The organism is Micromonospora echinofusca, assembly GCF_900091445.1.
Lineage (GTDB): Bacteria > Actinomycetota > Actinomycetes > Mycobacteriales > Micromonosporaceae > Micromonospora > Micromonospora echinofusca.
Genome location: NZ_LT607733.1, coordinates 2,470,855 through 2,493,853 on the forward strand (window position 1 = coordinate 2,470,855; position 22,999 = coordinate 2,493,853).

Below are 22,999 nucleotides of genomic sequence, written 5' to 3' on the forward strand. Positions count from 1 at the left end.
CAGGCGCGGTCAGTTCGGGTGGGGTGGTTCGTCGAGGATGGCGCTGAAGCGTTCCTCGGCGAGGTCGAGCTGGCCGAGGATGTGCTCCTTCACCGGCGCCGACAGGGGAGTGTCCGCCCTGGTGACGAGGTCCCGGTAGACCGGTACGAGCGGGCGGTACTTGCGCGCCGACGAGGTCACCTTCGGCCCGACGGTGTGGATGACGCCCACCCCGTTGTCCGTGAAGTCGGAGATCTTGATGACCCGCGCCCACGGCTCCCGGTCGAGGCTGGCCGCCACGTGCTCGCGGTACTGCACGTGCTTGTCCCGGCCCGGGTCGTACGCCGGATTGGTGACCGCGCCGACCAGGCGGGCCACCCGCGGGCCGAACCGCTGCGCGAGCACGGCCAGGGCGGCGGCGGTGGCGTCCTCGCCGTCGTACGCCCCGCCAGGCTCGCCGGAGGTCGCGGCGGCCAGCTCGTCGGGGTGGTCCTCCACCGCGTCGTGCAGCAGGCCGGCGACGATCACGTCGACGTCGCGGACCTGGTAGTGGTGCACCATCCGGATCGCCACCCGCAGCAGGTGGTTCAGGTAGGGCTCGCGTACCCGCCGGTCGTCGCGGTGCAGCTCGGCGGCGAGGTCGAGGGCCTCGGTGAGCTGTTGCCGCGCGGCCTCGTCGAACGCGCGCAGCTCCAGCCGGAACCGGGCCAGCAGGCCGGGCTCGCCGTGGATCTCGGTGATCGCGTGCATCGGCATGGTGGCCAGGTAGGCGGGAAACTCCATCCGCCACTTATAGCCGATCTTCACCGTGCCGGGCGCCCCTGGCGTCGGCCACCCGACGCCAGTACCTCCGGGCGGCGGTCACCGCGACGTCAGCTGGTCACGCGCCGGAGACGCGCTTGACCAGGCGTACGGTGGTGCCGTCGGCGCTGCCGTCCACGGTGGCCTCGTCCATCAGCCGGGTCATGATCAGCTGACCCCGGCCGCGCTCTCCGTCGTCGGGGGTCGCCTCCCGCCAGCCGCCGGTGTCGGTGACCACCATCTCCAGCCGGTCGGCGCGCAGCCGCCCCCGTACGGTGACCGACACGTCCGGGGCGAACCGGTAGCCGTGCTCGATCGCGTTGGCGCACGCCTCGCCGGCCGCGATCAGCGCCGCGTCGACGTCGGCCTCGCCGATACCGAGGCCGGTGAGCCACTCCCGCAGCGCCTCGCGGGTCGGCGCGAGCTGACCCGGGTCGGCCGTCAGCGTCGCGGCGAAGGCCGCCGGCTCGCGGTGCCGGTAGACCAGCACCGCCACGTCGTCGTTGCGGGTGTCGGGCAGCAGGTCCCGGACCACCCGGTCGGCCAGCGCCCCCTCGGGCAGCTCGCGGCCCTGGGTGAGCGCGGCGACCGCCCGGGAGATGCCGGCGTCGATCAGTTCCCGGCGGCGCTCGACGAGCCCGTCGGTGTAGAGCAGCAGTGTCGAACCGGGCCGCAGCCGCGCCCCTGCCTCCGGCCGGCCGGGCACCGCGACGCTGGCCAGCGGCACCGAACCGGCACGGGTCAGCAACTCGGCGGAGCCGTCCGGGTGCACCAGGATGCCCGGCGGGTGACCCGCCGACGAGTAGCGGAGCAGGCCCAGCGAGCGGTCGATGATGGCGCAGAAGACGGTGGTGCAGGCGCCGCCGGGCACCATGCGGGCGAAGTCGTCCAGCGCGCTGAGCACCTCGGCGGGGCTCTTGGCCTGCAGGAGCAGGGCGCGCGAGGCGCTGCGCAGCTGACCCATCACCGTGGCGGCGGGCAGGCCCCGCCCCACCACGTCGCCCACCACCACGCCGACGAGGTCGCCGGGAAGCTGCACCACGTCGTACCAGTCTCCGCCGACCTCGAGCGGCGCCACCGCCGGCTGGTAGCGGGTCGCGAATCCGGCCGGCAAATCGACCGGGCCGAGCATCGCCCGCTGCATGGCCAGGGCGACCGTCCGCTGGGTCTCGAAGGCCCGCGCGCGCACCAGCGCCTGGGCCAGCGCGGCGCAGAGCTGCCGCACCAGCGGCCGGTCCACCGTCGGTACCGACCGGGGCGGATCCAGTTCCAGCCATACCCCGCCGGGTGCCCCGCCCGGCTCGATGCGGGCCCCGATCGCGGTGACCCGACCCGCGTCGTCGACGGCGAGCTGCGGGTCGCCGTCCGCAGGCAGTCCGTCGAGGGCCCGCTGCACCTGCCGGGTCAGCGTCAGTCCCTGGGTCACCACCAGCGGCGTGCCGGCGGCGTCGGCGCAGACCGCCAGGCCGCGGGTGCCGTCCAGCAGGGTGCACAGCTCGGAGAGGCCGGCGTCGAGCACCTCGGCCACGTCGGTGGCGCGGGCGAGCCGGCCGGAGAGCGCGGCCAGGGCGGACTGTCGGGCGGCGGCCCGGACCTCGGCGGTCACCTCGCGCAGCGTGGCGACGTAGAGGCGGCGGCCGGTACGCGGCTCGCGCAGCGAGTTGTAGACCGCCTCGGCCCAGATCCGTTGCCCGTCGGCGTGCCGCAGCGGCACGGTGACCCGCCCCCGGTCGGAGCCGCGCGCGGCGCGCAGCACGTCGAGCAGCAGCAGTCGGTCGGCGGGCGCGGCGTCGGCCTCCGGCCACCAGGCGTGCGGCGGCGCGACCGGTGTCGCCAGCCGGTCGGCGCCGACCAGGCGGCAGAACGCCTCGTTCGCCTCGATCAGCGCCCCGTCGGCGTCGACCACGGCGAACGCGTCCTGCAACGACTCGATGAGCGCCGCCCGCCAGGTCGCCTCCTCGTTGCGCAACCGGGCCAGCTCCAGGTGCGCGCCCACCCGGGCCAGCAGTTCCTCGGAGGAGAACGGCTTGGCCAGGTAGTCGTCGGCTCCGGTCCGCAGCCCCTCCACCGCCGCCTCCTCGCCGGCGCGGGCGGAGAGCACGATGATCGGCAGCCCGGCCGTACGCCGGTCGGCGCGCAGCGCCCGGACCAGCCAGAAACCGTCGAGGCGGGGCATCATCACGTCGGTCAGCACCAGGTCCGGCACCCGCTCGGCGATGCGGTCGAGCGCCTCCCGGCCGTCGGCCGCGACGACGACCCGGTGGTGGGGCGCGAGCAGGCTCGCCAGGAAGGCGCGCAGGTCGGCGTTGTCGTCGACCACCAGCACCGTGGCGGCGTTGCGGGCGTCGTCGTCGGTCCGGTCCGTGGGGGCGGGCGCGGCCTCCGGCAGCCAGCGCAGGGCCTCGGCGACGTACGCCTCGTGTGCCGGCTCGTGGGCCCGCTCGCGGCGCGTGGCGGTGGCGGTGGCCCGGCCGTACGGCAGGCGGACGGTGAACGTCGAGCCCTCGCCCTCGACCGAGCGCACGCTGACCTCGCCACCGTGCAACCGGGCCATCTCCTGCACCAGCGCCAACCCGATGCCGGTGCCCTCGTGCGACCGGCCGCTGGCGCCGCGTACGCGGTGGAAGCGGCGGAACAGCAGCGGCTGCTGGTCGGCGGGCACACCGACGCCGGTGTCGTCGACGGACAGCGTGACGCGTTCGCCGTCGCCGCGCAGCCGCAGGCGCACCGTGCCGGCCAGGGTGTACTTCAGGGCGTTGGAGAGCAGGTTGACGACCACCTTCTCCCACATGTCGCGGTCCACGTACGCGGTGCGTGGCAGCGCCTCGACGTCGACCCGGTAGGTCAGCCCGGCCTCGCGCATGGCGTACGCGAAGGACTCGGCGACGCCGGCGGTGAGCGCCGGAAGGTCGGTCTCCACGCGTTCCGGGTCCAGCCGGCCGCCCTCCATGCGGGCGAAGTCGAGCATGTCGTTGACGAGCTTGCGTAGCCGGCCGGTGTTGCGGTGCACCAGCTCCAGGCGTTCGCGCTGGCCCGGCGGGAGCGGCTCGCGGCGGTCGGCGAGGCTCTCCCGCACCGGCCCTGCGATCAGCGTCAGCGGGGTGCGCAGCTCGTGGCTGACGTCGGTGAAGAACTCCGTCTTCGCCGCGTCCAGTTCGGCCAGCGCCGCGGCCCGGCGTCGCTGCGCCTCGTACGCCAGCACGTCGCCCAGCGCCGTCGAGACCCGGCTGGCCACCAGGTCGAGGAAGCCGGCGTACGCCTCGTCCAGTCTGCGGAAGGGGCTGACGCCGGCGACCAGCACGCCGGTCGGGCGGGCCTGGCCGGTGGCCAGCAGGGGCAGCACCACCACCTCGTCCACGGGCACCCCGACGACCGCCCCGGCGTGTGCGCGGGGGTCGCCGGGCAGGGCCACGCCCCGGACCCGCGCGGGGCGGCCGGTCCGCGCGACCTCGCCGATCTGCGCCAGCCACCCGGCGCTCGTGGCGGCCTCCTCGGCCACGCCGACGGAGGCGGCCAGGACCAGTTCGTCCGCGTCCTCCGACGCGCCGCCGTCCGGTCCGGGGCCGGTTTCTCCACCGTCGCCGTCTGCGGCCGGGCCCTCGTCCGGCGTCGCCCCCTCGGGGCGCAGGTAGATCATCACGGCAGGCAGGTCGGCCGGGCTGCCGGTGAGGACCCGGGCCGACGCCCGCACGGCGTCGCGGGTGGTGTCCGCCGCCGCGATCGAGACCGAGCCCAGCTCGCGCAGCGTCTCCAGCCGCCGGTCACCCAGCACCCGCGCGGTGACGTCCGTGGTGGCCACGAAGATGCCGGGGACGCGGCCGGCGTCGGCGCGTACCGGGCTGTAGGAGAAGGTCCAGTACGTCTCCTCCAGGTAGCCGTGCCGGTCGAGCATCAGCAGTTGGTTCTCCGCGAAGGTGGCGCCGTGGCCGGCGAACACCTGGTCGGTGAGCGGACCCAGCTCGGTCCAGACCTCCGGCCAGCACTGTGCGCCCGGCTGACCGATAGCGGCCGGGTACTTGTCGCCGAGGACCGGCGTGTACGCGTCGTTGAAGATCTGCACCAGCTCGGGGCCCCACCACAGCAGCATCGGGATCTTCGACGGCAGCACGGTGCGCACCGCCGCGCACAGCTCCGGCGGCCAGGTCTGTACCGGACCCAGGGCAGTGGCCGCCCAGTCGGTGGCCCGGTGCGCGGCGCTGGTGGGATCGTCGCCGGCGAAGAGGTCGACGGCCGCCCCCGCCGGTTCGGCGTGCTGCTTCGAATCCACGTCCCGGCCCCCTGTCGCCGCCCTGGTGTCCGGGTCGCAGGCAGCCGTCGAGCCCTGCCCCTCATCGTCCCGCCGGGGTGACTTTCCCCAACCGGCCACGGCTTGAACCGTCCATCGACGTGACCCGACCCGCACCCCCCCGAGTCGGCGTCGATCATGCAGGTGTGGTGCCCGCGAAAGTCGGGAAGGCCCGATGACGCCCACCAGAACCCATGATCGATGCGGGAGAGGGGCGGGGCTGCCCGGCGACTCAGCCGCTGACCCGGCGGACCAGCCGGGACGGGAACATCGTCGCCGGCGGCACCGGCCGCCCGTCCAGTACGGCCGTCGCCGCCGCCGAGGCGATCTGCGTGACCGGGTGGGTGGCCGTGGTCAGCGCGGGGGTGGTCATCGCGGCGAGCGGGATGTCGTCGAAGCCGGTCACCGCGACGTCCCCGGGCACCTGGACGCCGTCGCCGCGCAGCCCGTCGATCACCCCGAGGGCGGTGGCGTCGCTGCTGCCGACGATCGCGTCCGTGTCCGGCCAGCGCGCCAGCACCTCCCGGGCCGCCGCCCGGCCCCGGTCGGCGCTGAAGTCTCCCGGGACCAGGCGCACCGGCAGTGCGGCGTCGCGCACCACCCGCCGGTACGCGCCGACGGAGCGGCCGGCGCACGACAGCCAGCGGGGGCCGGTCACCATGGCGATGCGGCGGCGCCCGCTGGCGTACAGGTGCCGGACCACGGCCTCGGTGCCGCCACCGTTGTCCACGTCGAAGGCGGGTACGAGGGCGGAGCCGATGCCGATCGAGGCCACCCGGCCGCGCAGTCCCACCGGGACGGCGTCCAGCACCGTCTCGGTGGTGTTGATCAGGATGATCCCGCCGACGCTGCGGTCCTCGGCCAGCCGGCGCACCTCGCCCGGGGCACGGGTGGGCAGCCAGTGCAGCGCCACCCCGAGCCCGTACGGCGCGCAGACCCGGGCGCACGCGCCGAGGACCCGGTGGACGTACGGGTCGTCGAGGACCGTGGGGGCGGTGCCGGTCACCGCCACCACCAGCCGGACGCCGGTGCCCCGGACCAGCGCGCGGGCGGCCGGGTTCGGCGCGTAGCCGAGCAGGTCGGCGGCGACGGTCACCCGCTCGCGGGCGGCGGCGGAGGCGTACCCGGTGCCGGCGATCACCCGCGAGGCGGTGGCCCGGGAGACCCCCGCCGCCCGGGCGACGTCCTCCAGGGTCGGTGGTCGGTGCGTCGTCGTCATCCCGGTCCTCCCCGTGGTCGGCCGTCGCGGCGTGGACGGTCGACCGCATCATGCCCCTGCGACGTGTCCACGGTAAGGGGCGCGGCCGGGTTGTCCTGAAAGCGCTCTCAGGTGTGGGATCGGGCGGGAGAGCACCCGAGGCGAGAGGACGCCCCCGTGAGCCGTACCGTCGCCCCGCCCGCCGCGCCGCCGCCGGTCGTACCGCGGTCGGTGCTCGCCGCCCGTACCGGGGTGGCCGTGGTGTTCGCGCTCAACGGCCTGGCCGTGGCCACCTGGTTCTCCCGGGTGCCCGCCGCCCGGGACGCGCTCGGGCTCAGCGCCGGCCGGCTCGGGCTGCTGCTGCTCGCCATGTCCGTCGGCGCGCTCCTCGCGATGCCCACCGCCGGCCTGGTGGCCCAGCGGCTGGGCGCGGCCCGCACCGTCGCCCTCTCCACCCTGGTCGTCGCGACCGGGCTGACCGTGACGGGAATCGGGGCCCTGGCCGGCTCCCCGGCCGGGGTCGCGGTGGGGCTGTGCGCCCTCGGCTACGGCTCCGGCATCTGCGACGTGGCGATGAACGTCGAGGGCGCGGCGGTCGAGCGGCGGCTGGGTCGTACGGTCATGCCCCGCTTCCACGCGGCGTGGAGCCTCGGTTCCGTGGCCGGCGCCGGCCTGGGCGCCGGGGCGGCCCGCCTCGGCGTGCCGGTCGCCGCGCACCTGGCCGCGCTGGCCGCGGTGGTGCTGCTCGGCACGCTGCTGGCCGTACGGTCGTTCCTGCCGGCGGCCGAGAGCGGCACCGCCTCCGCGTCGGCCGCCCCGGCCGAGCGCCGCCGCGAGCTGCTGGCCGCCTGGCGGGAACCGCGTACCCTGCTCATCGGCCTGCTGGTGCTGGTGGCGGCGTTCGCCGAGGGCAGCGCCAACGACTGGCTGGCGGTCGCCTTCATCGACGGCCACGACCTCGGCGAGGCGGCCGGGGCGGCGGTCTTCGGCGTCTTCGTCGTCGGCATGACCATGGGGCGCATGCTGGGCACCGTCGCGCTGGACCGTTGGGGCCGGGTGCCCGTGCTGTCCGGCACCATCGTGCTCGCCACGGTCGGCGCGGCCGTGGCGGTGCTCGCCGGCTCCGGGCCGGTGGCGATCGCCGGCGTCGCGCTCTGGGGGATCGGCGCGTCGCTGGGCTTCCCGGTCGGGATGAGCGCGGCGGCCGACGACGAGCGGCGGGCGCCGGCCCGCGTCAGCGTGGTCGCCGTGATCGGCTACACCGCCTTCCTGGCCGGCCCGCCGCTGCTGGGCCTGCTCGGCGACCGGGTCGGCACCCTGCGGGCACTGCTCGTCGTGCCGCTGTTGCTGCTGCCCACCCTCGCCCTGGTGCCGGCCACCCGCCCGCCGGCCCGCTGAGGTCACCTGGCGGGGCACTCACACCCCGCTCGCAGCCGCCTCGCAGGTAAGGGTGCTGCACTGGGAGGACCCGGAGGAGAGGAGCGGGACATGGGCTGGTTCAACCGGCGGTCGCGGGCCGCCGACCCGACCCCGACGAAGCTCGACCGGGAGGCGACCCGGGAGGACCTGGCCGCGCTGGAGGCGTTCGTGACCAGCCGCCGGGGCGTGGAGTTCTACCTGGAACCGGAGACCACCGCGACCGACACCACCGTCGTCGCCATCGCCCACGACGGCGAGTGGATCCGCCGTCGCACCGGCTCGCCGCGCGCCGCCGGCTCCATCGCCCGCAAGCACGCGGTGCCGCTGTACGAGGCCGCCCGCACCGGCTACCCGGAGCGGATGCGGGTGTGGAACCGGGCCCACCCGGAGCGCCACGCCCGCTGACGGGTCCGCCGCCGGCCGGTCGGGGCGGCGTTGACCGGCGGCGCCGGGGTGTGGCAGCATTCGCGGCCTGACGGCAGTGAAGGAAGCCGGTGCGATTCCGGCGCGGTCCCGCCACTGTCACCGGGGAGCGATCCCCCCTCGTGAGTCACGGCCGTGCGTGCGCGGTTGGAAGGCCGGGGGTGAGCGTCGATCCGGGAGCCAGGATACTTCGGCCGTCGGAGTGACCCCAGGGCGTGGACACCCGAGGAGGACCCGATGACGCACCGCGTCTCCACCATCGACGATCATCGTCGCACTGTGCCCGGCCGTGGCAGCGGCCCCGTGGGCGGCGGTATTTCCGCGCCGCCGGCCAGCCGCCGGGCCGCCGCGCGCCCGCCGGCCCGCACCGCGCCCACCGTCGGTCGCGCCCACACCGTGCCAGGTCCGGTCGCCGCCGCGCCCGGGTGTGCCCTCGCCACCTGCCGCTGACGCCCGCGTCGCGTCGCCCGACCCCGCCGGCCCGCCGGTGAGCTGGCCGCCGGCGCGCCGTACCCGCTGAATCGCGCCCACCCCTCGCCCCGCCCGGTCGTCCCCGCGCCGACCAGGGTGTCACTCTCCGGAGTCATGCGTGCGCATCCTGCTGCTGTCCACCGCCGACACCGACCTGCTCGCCGCCCGCGCCAGCGGCGCCGACTACCGGCTCGCCAACCCCGCCCGGGTCGCCGCCGACGCCGTGCCCGCGCTGCTCGACGGCGTGGACCTCGCCGTCGTACGCCTGCTCGGCGGCCGGCAGGCGTGGCCGGACGGGCTCGCGGCGGTGCTGGCGTCCGGCGTGCCGACGGTCGTGCTCGGCGGCGAGAACGTGCCGGACGCGGAGCTGATGGCGGCGTCCACGGTGGCCTCCGGGGTGGCCACCCAGGCGCTGGCCTACCTGGTCGAGGGCGGGCCGGAGAACCTCGCCCAGCTCGCCCGCTTCCTCTCCGACACGGTGCTGCTCACCGGCGAGGGCTTCGCCTCACCCGCGCCCACGCCGACGTACGGCATCCACGGCGAGCGGCCCGCGCGGCCGGACCGGCCGACCGTGGGCATCGTCTTCTACCGGGCGCACGCCCTCGCCGGGAACACCGGATTCGTCGACGTCCTCGCCGACGCCGTCGACGCGGCCGGCGGCGACCCGCTGCCCATCTACTGCGGCTCGCTGCGCGGCCTGACCGCCGGCGCGGGACCGCTCGGGCTCTTCGCCCGCTGCGACGCCCTGCTGGTCACCGTGCTCGCGGCCGGCGGCACGGTCGCCGCCGACGCCTCCGGCGGGGGCGACGAGGACGCCTGGGACGTGGGCGCGCTCGCCGCCCTCGACGTGCCGGTGATCCAGGCGCTCTGCCTGACCAGCACCCGTGAGCAGTGGGCCGACAGCGACGCCGGACTGTCCCCGCTGGACGCCGCCATGCAGGTGGCGATCCCCGAGTTCGACGGCCGGATCGTCACCGTGCCGTTCTCGTTCAAGAAGATCGACGCCGACGGGCTCTCCACCTACGCGGCCGACCCGGAGCGGGCCGCCCGGGTGGCCGGCATCGCCGTGCGGCACGCCCGGCTGCGGCACGTGCCCCAGGCCGACAAGCGGCTCGCGGTGGTGCTCAGCTCGTACCCGACGAAGCACTCCCGGGTCGGCAACGCCGTGGGCCTGGACACCCCCGCCTCGGCGGTGCGGCTGCTCGCCGCCCTGGCCGACGCCGGCTACCACCTCGGCGATGCCCCGGTGCCCGACGACGGCGACGCGCTCATCCACGCCCTCATCGCCGCCGGCGGCCACGACGTCGAGTGGCTCACCCCGGAACAGCTCGGCGCCGCCGAGGCGCGGGTGCCGGGGGAGGTCTACCGGCGCTGGTTCGACCAGGTGCCGGCGGAGCTGCGGGAGCGGATGCTCGCCCACTGGGGCGAGCCGCCCGGCGGGCTCTACACCGACGGCGGCGACATCGTGCTCGCCGGGCTGCGCTTCGGCAACGTGGTGCTGCTGATCCAGCCGCCGCGCGGCTTCGGCGAGAACCCCATCGCCATCTACCACGACCCGGACCTGCCGCCCAGCCACCACTACCTGGCCGCGTACCGCTGGCTGGCCGCGCCCGTCGCCGACGGCGGGTTCGGCGCGGACGCCGTGGTGCACCTGGGCAAGCACGGCACCCTGGAGTGGCTGCCCGGCAAGGGCCTCGGGCTGGCCGCCGACTGCGCCCCGGACGCCGTCCTCGGCGACCTGCCGCTGGTCTACCCGTTCATCGTCAACGACCCCGGCGAGGGCACCCAGGCCAAGCGGCGCGCGCACGCCGTCGTCGTCGACCACCTGGTGCCGCCGATGGCCCGCGCCGAGACGTACGGCGACCTGGCGAAGCTGGAGCAGCTGCTCGACGAGTACGCCACCGTGCAGGCCCTCGACCCGGCCAAGGTGCCGACCCTGCGGGCCCAGATCTGGGACCTGGTGCGCGCCGCCGAGCTGCACCACGACCTGCACGCCGAGGCCATGCCCGACGCCGACGACTTCGACGACTTCGTGCTGCACCTCGACGGCTACCTGTGCGAGGTCAAGGACGTGCAGATCCGCGACGGCCTGCACGTGCTCGCCGCCGCGCCCACCGGCGAGGCCCGGGTCAACCTCGTGCTCGCCGTGCTGCGCGCCCCGCAGGTGTGGGGCGGCGCCCGCGCGCTGCCCGGCCTGCGGCAGGCCCTGGCCGCCGCGTACGGGCTGGACGAGCAGGCGCTGCTCGCGGAGCCGGGCCGGCGGCTCACCGTGCCCGAGGCGCTGACCGAGACCGTGGACGGGCCGGGCGTGACCGCCGCCGACGCGGTCGACCTGATCGAGGCCCTGGCCCGCCGGCTGGTCGTCGGGATGGAGACCCTCGGCTGGGACGCCGACGCCGTCGACGCGGTGGTCGAGGAGGTGGCCGGGCGGGCCGTGCCGGACGCCGCCGCGGTGCTCCGCTTCGCCGCCACCGAGCTGGTGCCGCGCCTGGACCGTACGACCGACGAGATCGACCGGGTGGTGGGCGCCCTCGACGGGCGGTTCGTGCCGCCCGGCCCATCGGGCTCGCCCACCCGGGGGCTGGTCAACGTGCTCCCCACCGGCCGCAACTTCTACTCCGTCGACCCCAAGGCCGTCCCGAGCCGCAACGCCTGGGACGTCGGCGTGGCCCTCGCCGACTCGCTGCTCGCCCGGCACCTCGCCGACACCGGCGAGTATCCCCGCTCGGTCGGGCTCACCGTCTGGGGCACCAGCGCCATGCGTACCCAGGGCGACGACATCGCCGAGGTGCTGGCCCTGCTCGGCTGCCGCCCCACCTGGGACGACCGGTCCCGGCGGGTCACCGGCGTCGAGGTGGTGCCGACGGCGGAGCTGGGCCGCCCCCGCATCGACGTGACCGTACGCATCTCCGGCTTCTTCCGCGACGCCTTCCCGCACGTGGTCGCGCTCATCGACGACGCGGTGCGGCTGGTGGCGGCGCTCGACGAGCCCGCCGAGGAGAACTTCGTGCGCGCCCACGTCGCCGCCGACCTCGCCGAGCACGGCGACGAGCGGCGGGCCACCGCCCGCGTCTTCGGCTCCAAGCCGGGCGCGTACGGGGCCGGGCTGCTGCCGCTGATCGACGCCCGCAACTGGCGCAGCGACGCCGACCTCGCCGAGGTGTACGCCGTCTGGGGCGGCTACGCCTACGGCCGAGGGCTGGACGGGCGGGAGGCGCGCGCCGACATGGAACGCTCCTTCGCGCGGATCGCCGTGGCGGTGAAGAACCAGGACACCCGCGAGCACGACATCGTCGACTCCGATGACTACTTCCAGTACCACGGCGGGATGGTGGCGATGGTCCGCCACCTCACCGGGACCGCCCCGGCCGCGTACGTGGGGGACTCGGCGATGCCGCACGACGTGCGCACCCGCACGCTCGGCGAGGAGACCCGACGGGTGTTCCGGGCGCGGGTGGTCAACCCGAAGTGGATCGCCGCGATGCGCCGGCACGGCTACAAGGGCGCCTTCGAGCTGGCCGCCACCGTCGACTACCTGTTCGGCTACGACGCCACCGCCGGCGTCGTCGACGACTGGATGTACGAGCACCTGGCCGCCGCGTACGTCTTCGACGACACCACCCGCGAGTTCCTGGAGCGGTCGAACCCGTGGGCGCTGCGCGGCATCACCGAGCGGCTGCTGGAGGCGGCCGACCGGGGCCTGTGGGCCGAGCCCGAGCCGGCCACCCTGGACCGGCTCCGGGAGACGTACCTGGCCAGCGAGGGCGACCTGGAGGAACGCTCATGACCACCTACCCGTTCAGCGCGGTGCTGGGCATGGACGACATGCGGCTGGCCCTGCTGCTCAACGCCGTCTCCCCGGCGATCGGCGGGGTGCTCGTACGCGGCGAGAAGGGCACCGCCAAGTCCACGGCCGTACGGGCCCTGGCGGCGCTGCTGCCGCCGGTCGACCGGGTGGCCGGCTGCCGCTTCGCCTGCGACCCGGCCGTGCCCGACCCGTCCTGCCCGGACGGCCCGCACCCCGGTGCCCCGGCCGTCGAGCGGCGTCCCGCCCGGCTGGTGGAGCTGCCGGTCGGCGCGGCCGAGGACCGGGTGGTCGGCTCGCTCGACCTGGAGAAGGCCCTCGGCGAGGGCGTACGCGCCTTCGAGCCGGGCCTGCTCGCCGCCGCTCACCGCGGGGTGCTCTACGTCGACGAGGTCAACCTGCTCCACGACCACCTGGTCGACCTGCTTCTCGACGCCGCCGCCATGGGCCGCTGCCACGTGGAGCGCGAGGGCGTCTCGGTCAGCCACGCGTCGCGGTTCCTGCTGGTCGGCACGATGAACCCGGAGGAGGGGGAGCTGCGCCCCCAACTGCTGGACCGGTTCGGGCTGACCGTGGAGGTCGGGGCCAGCCGCGACCCGGCCGTACGCGTCGAGGTGGTCCGCCGGCGGCTGGCCGCCGACGCCGACCCGGCCGGGTTCGCCGCCCGCTGGGCCGAGGCGGACGCGCAGGTGGCCCGCCGGGTGGCGGTCGCCCGGCAGCGGCTGGCGAACGTGCTGCTGCCCGACGCCGCGCTGCGCCAGATCGCCGAGGTGTGTGCCGCGTTCGACGTGGACGGCATGCGCGCCGACATCGTCACCGCCCGTACCGCGTTGGCGCACGCCGCCTGGCACGGCCGGGACGCGGTCACCGTGGAGGACGTGCGGGTCGCCGCCCGGCTGGCGCTGCCGCACCGGCGCCGCCGGGACCCGTTCGACACGCCCGGCCTGGACGAGAAGCGACTCGACGAGGCACTGGACCGGGTCCGCGACGACGACCCCGACGACGACCCGGGCGGTTCCGGCGGCCCCGACGGCGGTCCGGGCTCCGGCCCGGCGGGCGGCGGATCCGGTGGCCCGAACGGCGGCCCGGACGCGGGCGGCGGCGCCCCGGACGACGGCGACGCGGGTGGTTCCGCGCCGGCCGGCGGGCACGGCGAGGCCGCCCACGGGCCGGGCCCCGGCCGCGACGGCGACCCGGGCCGGGACGGCGGCGACGGCACGTGGCCGGACCGGCCGGGCGAGGGCGACCGGCCGGACGGGCCCGGCGGCGAGGGCGATTGGCCGGACGGGCCCGGCGGCGGCGACGCCGGGCCCGGGCGAGGCACCCCGGCCGGCCCATCCGGCGCCGGCGGGGGCGACACGGACGAGGAGGCCCCCGCCCGGGCCCGGCCGGGTGACGCCGGACAGGCCGTGGCCGTACCCCGGCAGGGGCTGAAGGCGCGGCTGCTCACCGCGCCCGGGGTCGGCGACGGGGTGCCCGGCCGCCGCTCCCGGGCCCGCACCGGGCGGGGCCGCACCACCGGCGCGCGGGTGCCGACCGGCCGGTCCGGCGCGCTGCACCTGCCGGCGACGGTCCGGGCCGCCGCCCCGCACCAGGCCGCCAGGGGCCGGGTCTGCGGGCCGCTGCGGCTGCGCCCCGACGACGTCCGCGAGGCGGTGCGCGAGGGACGCGAGGGCAACCTGGTGCTCTTCGTGGTCGACGCCAGCGGCTCGATGGGCGCCCGCACGCGGATGGCCGCCGTCAAGGGCGCCGTGCTGGCCCTGCTCACCGACGCCTACCAGCGCCGGGACAAGGTCGCCGTGGTCGCCTTCCGGGGCGCCGCCGCGCAGACCCTGCTGCCGGCCACCTCATCGGTGCTCGCCGCCTCCGCACGGCTGGCCGAGTTGCCCACCGGCGGGCGCACCCCGCTGGCCGAAGGCCTGCTGGCCGCCGCCGAGCTGTTGCGGGTCGAGCGGCTGCGCGACCCGCGCCGCCGTCCCCTGGTGCTGGTCGTCACCGACGGCCGGGCCACCGCCGGCGACCGCCCGCTCGACCGGGCGGCCCGCGCGGCGGCGGTGCTCGCCGCCACCGGCGCCCCCTGCGTCGTCGTGGACTGCGAGAGCGGCCCCGTGCGCCTCGGCCTGGCCCGTCGCCTCGCCGCCCAACTGGACGCCGCCCACCACCGCCTCGACGAGGTGACCACCGCCCCCCTCGCCACCCTCGCCGCCGGCCGCCCCACCCCCGCGCCGGCGTCCCGCCGAGCCCCGCACGCTCGGTCCGCCGCAGATCTTGGCGACGAACGGCCCCCAGAGGGGCCCTTTCCCACCAAGATCGCCGCCGCCGCTACCGCTACCGCCGTCGGCGGCGGCGGGGAGAACAGGAGCGTTGCCTGATGCCGCAGGGGAAGCCGTCCCACGTGCCCGCCGACGGGCTGACCACCCGGCAGCGGCGCCACCGGCCGCTGCTGATGGTGCACACCGGACAGATGAAGGGGAAGTCGACCGCCGCGTTCGGGCTGGCGCTGCGGGCCTGGACGGCCGGGCTGCCGATCGGGGTGTTCCAGTTCGTCAAGAGCGCCAAGTGGCGGGTGGGGGAGGAGAACGCCTTCCGCGCCCTCGGCGAGGTGCACGAGCGCACCGGACAGGGCGCCCCGGTCGCCTGGCACAAGATGGGCGAGGGCTGGTCCTGGATCCAGCGCGGCGGCGAGGCCGACCACGCCGCCGACGCGCTGGAGGGCTGGCGGCAGATCCAGCGCGACCTGGCCGCCGAGCGCTACGGCCTGTACGTGCTCGACGAGTTCACCTACCCGATGAAGTGGGGCTGGGTGGACGTGGACGAGGTGGTCGACACCCTGGCGAACCGCCCCGGCTTCCAGCACGTCGTCATCACGGGCCGGGACGCCGACGCGCGCCTGGTCGACGCCGCCGACCTGGTCGCGGAGCTGACCAAGGTCAAGCACCCGATGGACGCCGGCCAGAAGGGTCAGAAGGGAATCGAATGGTGACCGCCCCCGGCCGGCGTGCCGACCAGCGGCGCCCCGCGGGGCCCGCCGCGCCCGCCGGGCACCCGCCCACCGGTCCGGCCGCCGCCGCGCCGCCCCTCGACCCGGCCGCCGCCGCGCCGCCCCTCGACCCGGCTGCCGCCGCGCCTCCCGTCGACCCGGCCGCGCCGTGGGCGCTGCCGCGCGTGGTGGTCGCCGCACCCGCCAGCGGGCACGGCAAGACCACCGTCGCCACCGGGCTGCTCGCCGCACTGCGCCGCCGCGGCCTGGTGGTCAGCCCGCACAAGGTCGGTCCCGACTACATCGACCCCGGCTACCACGCGCTCGCCGCCGGCCGCCCCGGGCGCAACCTCGACCCGTGGCTGGTCGGCGAGGAGCGGGTCGCGCCGCTGCTGCGCCACGGCGCCGCCACCCCGACGCCCGCCGACGTCGCCGTGATCGAGGGCGTGATGGGGCTGCACGACGGCGCGGTCGGCCGTCGGGGGTACGCCTCCACCGCGCACGTCGCCCGCCTGGTCGACGCCCCGGTCCTGCTGGTGCTCGACACCACCGCGCAGGGCCGCTCCGCCGCCGCGCTCGCCCTGGGCATGGCCGCGTTCGACCCCGACGTGCGCATCGGCGGCGCGATCCTCAACCGGGTCGGCTCGCCCCGGCACGAGTCGCTGCTGCGCGACGCGCTCGCCGAGGTCGGCGTACCGGTGCTCGGGGCGGTCGCCCGCGCCGCCGAGGTCGCCGCCCCGGCGCGCCACCTCGGGCTGGTGCCGGTCGCCGAACGGGCACCGGAGTCCGTGGCGATCGTGGCCGCCCTCGCCGACCTCGTGGCGGCCACCGTGGACCTGGACGCCGTGCTCGACCTGGCGCGTACCGCCGGCCCCCTGCACGCGCCCGCCTGGGACCCGGTCGGCGCCGTCGGCGGCCCCGCCGGCACCGGACGCCCCGTGGTCGCGGTCGCTGGCGGGCCGGCCTTCACCTTCTCGTACGCCGAGACCGCCGAGCTGCTCGCCGCGGCCGGCGCCACGGTGGTCTCCTTCGACCCGCTGCGCGACCCCGGCCTACCCGCCGGCACCCGCGCGGTGGTCGTCGGCGGCGGCTTCCCCGAGGCGTACGCGCCGCAGCTCGCCGACAACGCCACGCTCCGCGCCGAGCTGGCCGACTTCGACGGCCCGGTCGTCGCCGAGTGCGCCGGCCTGCTCTACCTCGGCCGGCAGCTCGACGGGGTGCCCATGTGCGGTCGGCTCGACCTGACCGCCCGGATGACCGACCGGCTCACCCTCGGCTACCGCGACGCCGTCGCCGTCACCGGCTCCCCGCTGCACCGCCCCGGCGACCCCGTACGCGGCCACGAGTTCCACCGCACCGTCACCGACCCCGGGCACGGCGACCGGCCGGCCTGGCGCTGGGACGGCGCCGAGCACGGCTTCGTGACCGACCGGGTGCACGCCTCCTACCTGCACACCCACTGGGCCGGCCACCCGCACGCCGCCCGCCGCCTGGTCGAGGCGGCCAGCCGGTGACCGCGCACGACAACCGCGCGCCGGTGGCCGTGCCCGAGGACGGCGTGCCGGGGAGGACGCCCGACGGCGGCGTACCGGTGGCGGGGCAGGGCGGCGGCGACGGTGGCGTGACGCTGACCGGGGTCGGCGTCGGTCCCGGCGACCCCGAACTGCTCACCCTGCGGGCGGCCCGGTTGCTGGCCGAGGCCGACGTGGTGTTCGTACCGGTGATGGACCGGCTCGCCGCGGACGGCGACGCGCCCCCGGGCCGGGCCGAGGCCACCGTGGCCGCGCACGTCGCGCCGGGGCGGCTGCGCCGGCTGCCGTTCGCCCTCGACGACCGGGGCGGGGTGACCGCCCGCCGGGAACGCGCCTGGGACGACGCCGCCCGGGCGGTGGCCGACGCGGTCGACGGGGGCGCCCGCGCGATCGTCTTCGCCACCATCGGCGACCCGAACGTCTACTCCACCTTCGGCTACCTCGCGCAGGGCGTGCGCGCCCTGCGCCCCGGGGTCGGGGTGCGCACGGTCCCCGGCATCACCGCCATGCAGGACCTCGCGGCGCGCAGCGGCGTGCCGCTGTGCGAGGGCCGGGAGCCGCTGACCCTGCTGCCGGCCACCGCCGGGCTTGCGCTCTTTGCCGACGCGCTCGCCGGCCCGGGCACCGTCGTGGCCTACAAGGGCTGGCGGCGGCACGCCGAGCTGGTCGCCGAGCTGCGCCGGCAGGGCCGCCTCGGCGACGCCGTGCTGGGCCGGGGCCTCGGGCTGCCCGGCGAGCGGATCGGCCCGGTCACCGACCCGGCCGACGACCTGCCGTACCTGTCGACGCTGCTCGTCCCGGCCCGCCGGGACCGTAGGGGAGGAAAGCTGTGAGCACCACGCCGATCGCGGGGCACGCCGACGAGGGCACGCCGACCGGCACGGGCAAGGTGTGGTTCGTCGGGGCCGGCCCCGGCGCGGCGGACCTGCTGACCCTGCGCGCCGCCCGGGTGATCGGCGCGGCCGACGTGGTGGTCTGGGCAGCCAGCCTGGTGCACGCCGACGTGCTCGCCCACGCCCGCGCCGACGCGGAGATCGTCGACTCGTCGCGGCTGCCGATCGAGGGCGTGCTGCCGCTCTACCAGCGCGCCGCCGCCGACGGGCTGACCGTGGCGCGGATCCACTCCGGCGACCCGGCCCTGTGGGGCGCGGTGCAGGAGCAGCTCGACCTGTGCCGGGCGCTCGGGCTGGCCGTGGAGATCGTCCCCGGCGTCTCGTCGTTCACCGCCGTCGCGGCGATCGTCGGCCGGGAGCTGACCATCCCCGAGGTCGCCCAGTCGGTGATCCTCACCCGGCTGGAGGGCGGCAAGACGCCGATGCCGCCTGGCGAGCGGGTCCGCGAGTTCGCCCGGCACGGCACCACCATGGCCCTGTTCCTCTCCGCCGCCCGCTCCGGGCAGGCGCAGGCCGAGCTGCTGGCCGGCGGCTACCCGGCCGACACCCCGGTCGTGGTGGCGTACCAGGCGACCTGGCCGGACGAGCTGGTGGTGCGGTGCGCCCTCGGCGAGCTGGAGGCCACCGTCAAGGAGCACAAGCTCTGGAAGCACACCCTCTTCCTGGTGGGCCCGGCGCTCGCCGCCACCGGCACCCGCTCGCACCTCTACCACCCCGGGCACTTCCACACCTTCCGTCGGGCCGAGCCGGCCGCCCGCGCCGACCTGCGCCGCGCCCGCGCGGGCGGCACGACACCGGGGGACGGGCGCGCCCGATGACGTACGCCGAGCCGCCGCTGCGCGAGCCGGACCTGCCGCGTACCGCGAAGGTCCGCCCGACCGCGCTGCGCACCGGGTGGACCACCGGCGCCTGCGCGACGGCGGCGACCAAGGCGGCGCTGACCGCCCTGGTCACCGGCGTGCCGCAGCGGCAGGTGGAGATCGGGCTGCCCGCCGGGCGGCGGGTCAGCTTCCCGGTGGCCCGCTGCGAGCTCGACGGCCGCACCCGGGCGGAGGCCGTGGTGGTCAAGGACGCCGGCGACGACCCGGACGTCACGCACGGCGCCGAGCTGACCGCCACCGTGAGCTGGCACGACGCGCCCGGCCTGCGCCTCGACGGCGGGCCGGGCGTCGGCACGGTCACCAAACCGGGCCTCGGGCTGCCCGTCGGCGGGCCCGCCATCAACGACACCCCGCGCCGCATGATCGGCCAGGCCGTCGCCGAGGTCGTCGACCTGAGCGAGGTGGGCGTGCGGGTGGTGGTCAGCGTGCCGCGCGGCGAGATCATGGCCCGCAAGACCACCAACCGCCGGCTCGGCATCCTCGGCGGCATCTCCATCCTCGGCACCACCGGCGTCGTGCGCCCGTTCTCCACCGCCTCCTGGCGGGCCAGCGTGGTGCAGGCGGTGCACGTGATGGCCGCCCAGGGGGAGCGGACCGTGGTGCTGTGCACCGGCGGGCGCACCGAGCGGGCCGCCCGCGCGCTGCTGCCGGAGCTGCCCGAGGTCTGCTTCGTGGAGGTCGGTGACTTCACCGGCGCGGCCGTCACCGCCGCCGTGGGCGACGGGATGACCGGCGTGGTCTTCGTCGGGATGGCCGGCAAGCTGGCCAAGCTCGCCGCCGGCATCCTGATGACCCACTACACCCGATCCAAGGTGGACCTGTCGCTGCTCGGGGCGGTCACCGCCGAGGCGGGCGGCGATCCCGAGCTGGTGGCGGCGGTCGTCGCGGCGAACACCGGGCGGCACGCGTACGAGCTGTGGGAGGCCGCCGGGCTGCTCGGCGCCGCCGGCGACCTGCTCTGCCACCGGGTGCGGCAGGTGCTGCTGCGCTTCGCCGGCGACGCCGTCTCCGTCGACGTCGCCATGGTCGACTTCGCCGGGGACCGGGTGGTCGCCTCGTCCGGGCGGTGGGCGGCGTGACCGGCGACCGGCCGGGCGGTGCCACGGGGCCGGCGGTGACCGTGGTGGGGATCGACGCCGCGGGCGGGCCCGCGCACCCGGCCGCCGCGCCCGCGCTCGCCGCGGCCCGGCTGGTGGTCGGCGCGGCCCGGCACCTGGCCGCCGTACGCCTGCCGGCCGACGCCGACACCGTCGCCCTCGGGCCGCTGGCGCCCGCGCTGGGGCGGCTGGCCGACACCGTCGCCGCCGGGAGCCCCGCCGTCGTCCTGGCCAGCGGCGATCCCGGGCTGTTCGGGGTGGTGCGGGCGTTGCGGGCGGCCGGGCTGCCGCTGCGGGTGCTGCCGGCCGTGTCCAGCGTGGCCGCCGCGTTCGCCCGCGCGGGCCTGCCCTGGGACGGGGCGGCCGTGGTCACCGCGCACGGCCGCGACCCGCGACCCGCGCTGAACGCCTGCCGGGCCCTGCCCGCCGTCGCGGTGCTCACCGCCCCGGGCGCCGGGGCCGCCGAGCTGGGCGCCGGGCTGGCCGGCTGGTCCCGCCGCCTGGTCGTCGCCGAACACCTCGGCACCGACGCCGAACGGCTCACCGAGACCACCCCCGAGCAGGCCGCCGGCCGCGACTGGGCCGACCCGCACGTGCTGCTCAGCCTCGCCGGCGAGCCCGGCGCGGCCGGGATGCGGGTGGACAACCAGCCGGCCGCCGCGCCGTCCGGCGGGTGGGCGCTGCCCGAGTCCGCCTACGCCCACCGCGACTCCATGATCACCAAGTCGGAGGTACGCGCCCTCGCCGTGGCCCGGCTGCGTCCCCGCCTCGGCCGGCTGGTCTGGGACGTCGGCGCGGGCAGCGGCTCGGTCGGCATCGAGTGCGCCCTGCTCGGCGCGGCGGTGATCGCGGTGGAGCGTGACCCGGCGGCACCGGTGCGCGCCAACGCCGTTCGGCACGGCGTCGACGTGCGGGTGGTCGTCGGCGCCGCCCCCGGGGCGCTGCACGGGCTGCCCGATCCCGACGCCGTCTTCGTCGGGGGCGGCGGCACCGACGTGCTCGCCGCCGTGACGCACCGCCGGCCCGAGCGGGTGGTGGCCGCCCTCGCCGCCGTCGACCGGGTCGCCCCCGCCCTCGGGCTGCTGCGCGCCGCCGGATACGCGGTGCAGGGCGTCCAGCTCTCCGCCGCCCGCCTCGCCGACCTGCCGGGCGGATCCGTCCGACTCGCGGCCACCAACCCGGTGGTCGTCCTCACCGGGGAGCGCCTGTGAACCACCCGCCCGTCGCCACGGACCAGCCGACCCGCATCGGGCTCGTCGCCGCCACCGCCGCCGGCCGCCGGCACGCCCGCACCCTCGCCGACGCCTGGCCGCACGCCCGCGTCGTCACGGCGGACACCGTCGCGGACGCGCTGCGCGCCGCCTGGGCCGGGTACGACGCCGTGGTGGCGTTCCTGGCCACCGGGGCGGTCGTGCGCATCCTGGCGCCGCTGCTCGGCGACAAGCGCACGGACCCGGCCGTGGTGGTGGTCGACGAGGCGGCCCGGCACGCGATCGCGCTGCTCGGCGGCCACGCCGGGGGCGGCAACGACCTCGCGGGGCGGGTCGGCGCGCTGCTCGACGCCGCCCCGGTGGTCAGCACCGCCACCGACGCCGCCGGCCTGCCCGGCCTGGACACCCTCGGCTGGCCCGTCGAGGGTGCCGTCGCGGCCGTCAGCCGCGCCATCCTCGACGGCGAGCCGGTGACCCTCGTCGCCGACGCCACCTGGCCGCTGCCCGCCCTGCCCGACAACGTGCGTCCCGCCGGGCCGCCCGCTGCCCACGGGGCACCCGGGGCGGCGGAGGTGCCCACCCCCGCCGGGCCGCCCGGGCCGGCGGTCGACGGCGGGTACCGGCTGCTGGTCACCGACCGGGTGGTGCCGCTCGACGGCCGGACCGCCGTGCTGCGGCCCCCGTCGCTGGTCGTCGGCGTCGGCGCCAGCCGGGGCGTACCCGCCGACGAGGTGCGCGACCTGCTGGCGCGGATGCTCGCCGAGGCCGGCCTCAGCCCGGCGAGCGTGCGGCACCTGGCCAGCGCCGACATCAAGGCCGACGAGGCGGGCATCCGGGCGGGCGCCGACGCGCTCGGCGTACCGCTGGTGACGTATCCGGCGGCGGAGCTGGCGGCGGTCGACGTGCCGCACCCCAGCGAGGTGGTCCGCGCCGCCGTCGGCACCCCCAGCGTCGCCGAGGCGGCGGCGCTGCTCGGCGGCGGCGCCGAGCTGCTGGTGCCGAAGACCGCGACGGCGATGGCCACCGTCGCCGTCGCCCGGCACGCCCCGCGCGGCCGGCTGGCGATCGTCGGCCTCGGCCCCGGCGCCGCGGACCTGCGCACCGCCCGCGCGGTGACCGAGCTGCGCCGCGCCGCCGTGGTCGTCGGCCTCGACCAGTACGTCGACCAGGTCCGCGACCTGCTGCGCCCCGGCACCCGGGTGCTCGCCAGCGGGCTCGGCGCCGAGGAGGAACGGGCCCGCGCCGCCGTCGCCGAGGCCACCGCCGGTCACGCCGTGGCGCTGGTCGGCTCCGGCGACGCCGGTGTGTACGCGATGGCCAGTCCGGCCCTCGAGTACGCCGACGAGCGCGTCGACGTGGTCGGCGTGCCCGGGGTGACCGCCGCGCTGGCCGCCGGGGCCCTGCTCGGCGCGCCACTCGGCCACGACCACGCCTACGTGAGCCTGTCCGACCTGCACACGCCGTGGGAGGTCATCGCCCGCCGGGTGGCCGCCGCCGCCGAGGGCGACTTCGTGGCGCTGCTCTACAACCCGCGCAGCCGGGCCCGGGACTGGCAGCTCGGCGCGGCGCTGGAGGTCTTCGCCGCGCACCGGCCGCCGCAGACCCCGGTCGGGGTGGTGCGCAACGCCAGCCGGCCCGGTGAACGGGTGCACCTGGCCACCCTGGCGACCCTCGACGCGGCGCTGGTCGACATGTACAGCGTCGTGGTGGTGGGCAGCAGCCAGACCCGGATCGTCGCCGGCCGGATGGTCACCCCGAGGGGGTACCGGTGGCGGCCGTGACCATCGGCGCCTGCCAGGGCTGCGGCGCCTGCCTGCTCACCTGCCCCACGCACGCGATCCGGCCGGTGCCCGGCGGCCTCGCCGTACGCGCCGACCGCTGCACGGGCTGCCTGGAATGCCTGGAGATCTGCCCGGTGGACGCGATCCGCGCCACGGACACCGACGAACGTGGAGGGACCCGATGAGTTCGACCGCGCTCAGCACCGCACCACCTGCCGGCCCGTGGAGCCGCGCCGAACGGGT

13 protein-coding genes, 2 pseudogenes and 1 riboswitch are annotated in these 22,999 nt (G+C 77.2%); of the genes and pseudogenes, 12 read left to right on the forward strand and 3 right to left on the reverse strand.

Annotated elements, in window-relative coordinates:
- Positions 1–9: 9 nt before the first annotated feature.
- From GA0070610_RS10965 to GA0070610_RS10975, 3 genes are all read right to left on the reverse strand, one after another.
- Entirely contained in the window at positions 10–762 is a 753-nt protein-coding gene (locus tag GA0070610_RS10965) for an HD domain-containing protein (RefSeq protein ID WP_088999926.1), read from the reverse strand.
- 97 nt (positions 763–859) lie between these two features.
- A complete protein-coding gene (locus tag GA0070610_RS10970) occupies positions 860–5,047 on the reverse strand; it encodes a SpoIIE family protein phosphatase (protein WP_088999927.1) in 4,188 nt (1,395 codons plus the stop codon).
- 250 nt (positions 5,048–5,297) lie between these two features.
- Positions 5,298–6,284, reverse strand: coding sequence for a LacI family DNA-binding transcriptional regulator (locus tag GA0070610_RS10975; protein ID WP_088999928.1), 987 nt, complete (start codon positions 6,282–6,284; stop codon positions 5,298–5,300).
- A gap of 156 nt (positions 6,285–6,440) precedes the next feature.
- Between GA0070610_RS10975 and GA0070610_RS10980 the strand changes: the two genes are divergently transcribed.
- From GA0070610_RS10980 to GA0070610_RS11035, 12 genes and pseudogenes are all read left to right on the forward strand, one after another.
- Positions 6,441–7,661 (forward strand): MFS transporter, encoded by a 1,221-nt coding sequence (locus GA0070610_RS10980; protein ID WP_088999929.1) that lies wholly within the window; start codon positions 6,441–6,443, stop codon positions 7,659–7,661.
- A gap of 90 nt (positions 7,662–7,751) precedes the next feature.
- Complete coding sequence (locus GA0070610_RS10985) at positions 7,752–8,087, forward strand: hypothetical protein (RefSeq protein WP_088999930.1); 336 nt, start codon at positions 7,752–7,754, stop codon at positions 8,085–8,087.
- 79 nt (positions 8,088–8,166) lie between these two features.
- Positions 8,167–8,296, forward strand: a riboswitch (cobalamin riboswitch).
- Between the two features lie 398 nt (positions 8,297–8,694).
- A complete protein-coding gene (gene cobN, locus GA0070610_RS10990) occupies positions 8,695–12,363 on the forward strand; it encodes a cobaltochelatase subunit CobN (protein ID WP_088999931.1) in 3,669 nt (1,222 codons plus the stop codon).
- Positions 12,360–14,585, forward strand: a pseudogene (locus GA0070610_RS10995) (VWA domain-containing protein); the annotation flags it as partial. The gene cobN and the pseudogene GA0070610_RS10995, both read left to right, overlap by 4 nt.
- 167 nt (positions 14,586–14,752) lie before the next feature.
- Complete coding sequence (cobO, locus tag GA0070610_RS11000; protein WP_088999933.1) at positions 14,753–15,364, forward strand: cob(I)yrinic acid a,c-diamide adenosyltransferase; 612 nt, start codon at positions 14,753–14,755, stop codon at positions 15,362–15,364.
- 185 nt (positions 15,365–15,549) lie between these two features.
- Entirely contained in the window at positions 15,550–16,875 is a 1,326-nt protein-coding gene (locus GA0070610_RS11005) for a cobyrinate a,c-diamide synthase (protein ID WP_231926180.1), read from the forward strand.
- A 107-nt stretch (positions 16,876–16,982) separates the two neighbouring features.
- Positions 16,983–17,726, forward strand: coding sequence for a precorrin-2 C(20)-methyltransferase (cobI, locus tag GA0070610_RS11010; RefSeq protein WP_089003419.1), 744 nt, complete (start codon positions 16,983–16,985; stop codon positions 17,724–17,726).
- The gene (gene cobM / locus GA0070610_RS11015) at positions 17,723–18,604 is read left to right on the forward strand and encodes a precorrin-4 C(11)-methyltransferase (RefSeq protein ID WP_231926059.1); all 882 of its coding nucleotides are present in this window, start codon (positions 17,723–17,725) and stop codon (positions 18,602–18,604) included. The genes cobI and cobM overlap by 4 nt, the downstream gene beginning before the upstream one ends.
- Positions 18,601–19,746: a cobalt-precorrin-5B (C(1))-methyltransferase gene (locus tag GA0070610_RS11020; RefSeq protein ID WP_088999935.1), complete on the forward strand. Its 1,146-nt coding sequence runs from the start codon at positions 18,601–18,603 to the stop codon at positions 19,744–19,746. Before cobM ends, GA0070610_RS11020 begins: the two co-directional genes overlap by 4 nt.
- Positions 19,734–20,975: a precorrin-6y C5,15-methyltransferase (decarboxylating) subunit CbiE gene (gene cbiE, locus GA0070610_RS11025; protein ID WP_088999936.1), complete on the forward strand. Its 1,242-nt coding sequence runs from the start codon at positions 19,734–19,736 to the stop codon at positions 20,973–20,975. The genes GA0070610_RS11020 and cbiE overlap by 13 nt, the downstream gene beginning before the upstream one ends.
- A complete protein-coding gene (cobJ, locus tag GA0070610_RS11030) occupies positions 20,972–22,756 on the forward strand; it encodes a precorrin-3B C(17)-methyltransferase (protein ID WP_088999937.1) in 1,785 nt (594 codons plus the stop codon). Before cbiE ends, cobJ begins: the two co-directional genes overlap by 4 nt.
- Positions 22,744–22,967: pseudogene (locus GA0070610_RS11035) on the forward strand (DUF362 domain-containing protein); the annotation flags it as partial. The gene cobJ and the pseudogene GA0070610_RS11035, both read left to right, overlap by 13 nt.
- Between the last annotated feature and the right edge of the window lie 32 nt (positions 22,968–22,999).

Coding starts and splice junctions, on each gene's coding strand:
- GA0070610_RS10965 (WP_088999926.1), bottom strand. CDS start 762: ATGGAGTTTCCCGCCTACCTGGCCACCATGCCGATGCACGCGATCACC.
- GA0070610_RS10975 (WP_088999928.1), bottom strand. CDS start 6,284: ATGACGACGACGCACCGACCACCGACCCTGGAGGACGTCGCCCGGGCG.
- GA0070610_RS10985 (WP_088999930.1), top strand. CDS start 7,752: ATGGGCTGGTTCAACCGGCGGTCGCGGGCCGCCGACCCGACCCCGACG.
- cobO (WP_088999933.1), top strand. CDS start 14,753: ATGCCGCAGGGGAAGCCGTCCCACGTGCCCGCCGACGGGCTGACCACC.
- GA0070610_RS11020 (WP_088999935.1), top strand. CDS start 18,601: ATGACGTACGCCGAGCCGCCGCTGCGCGAGCCGGACCTGCCGCGTACC.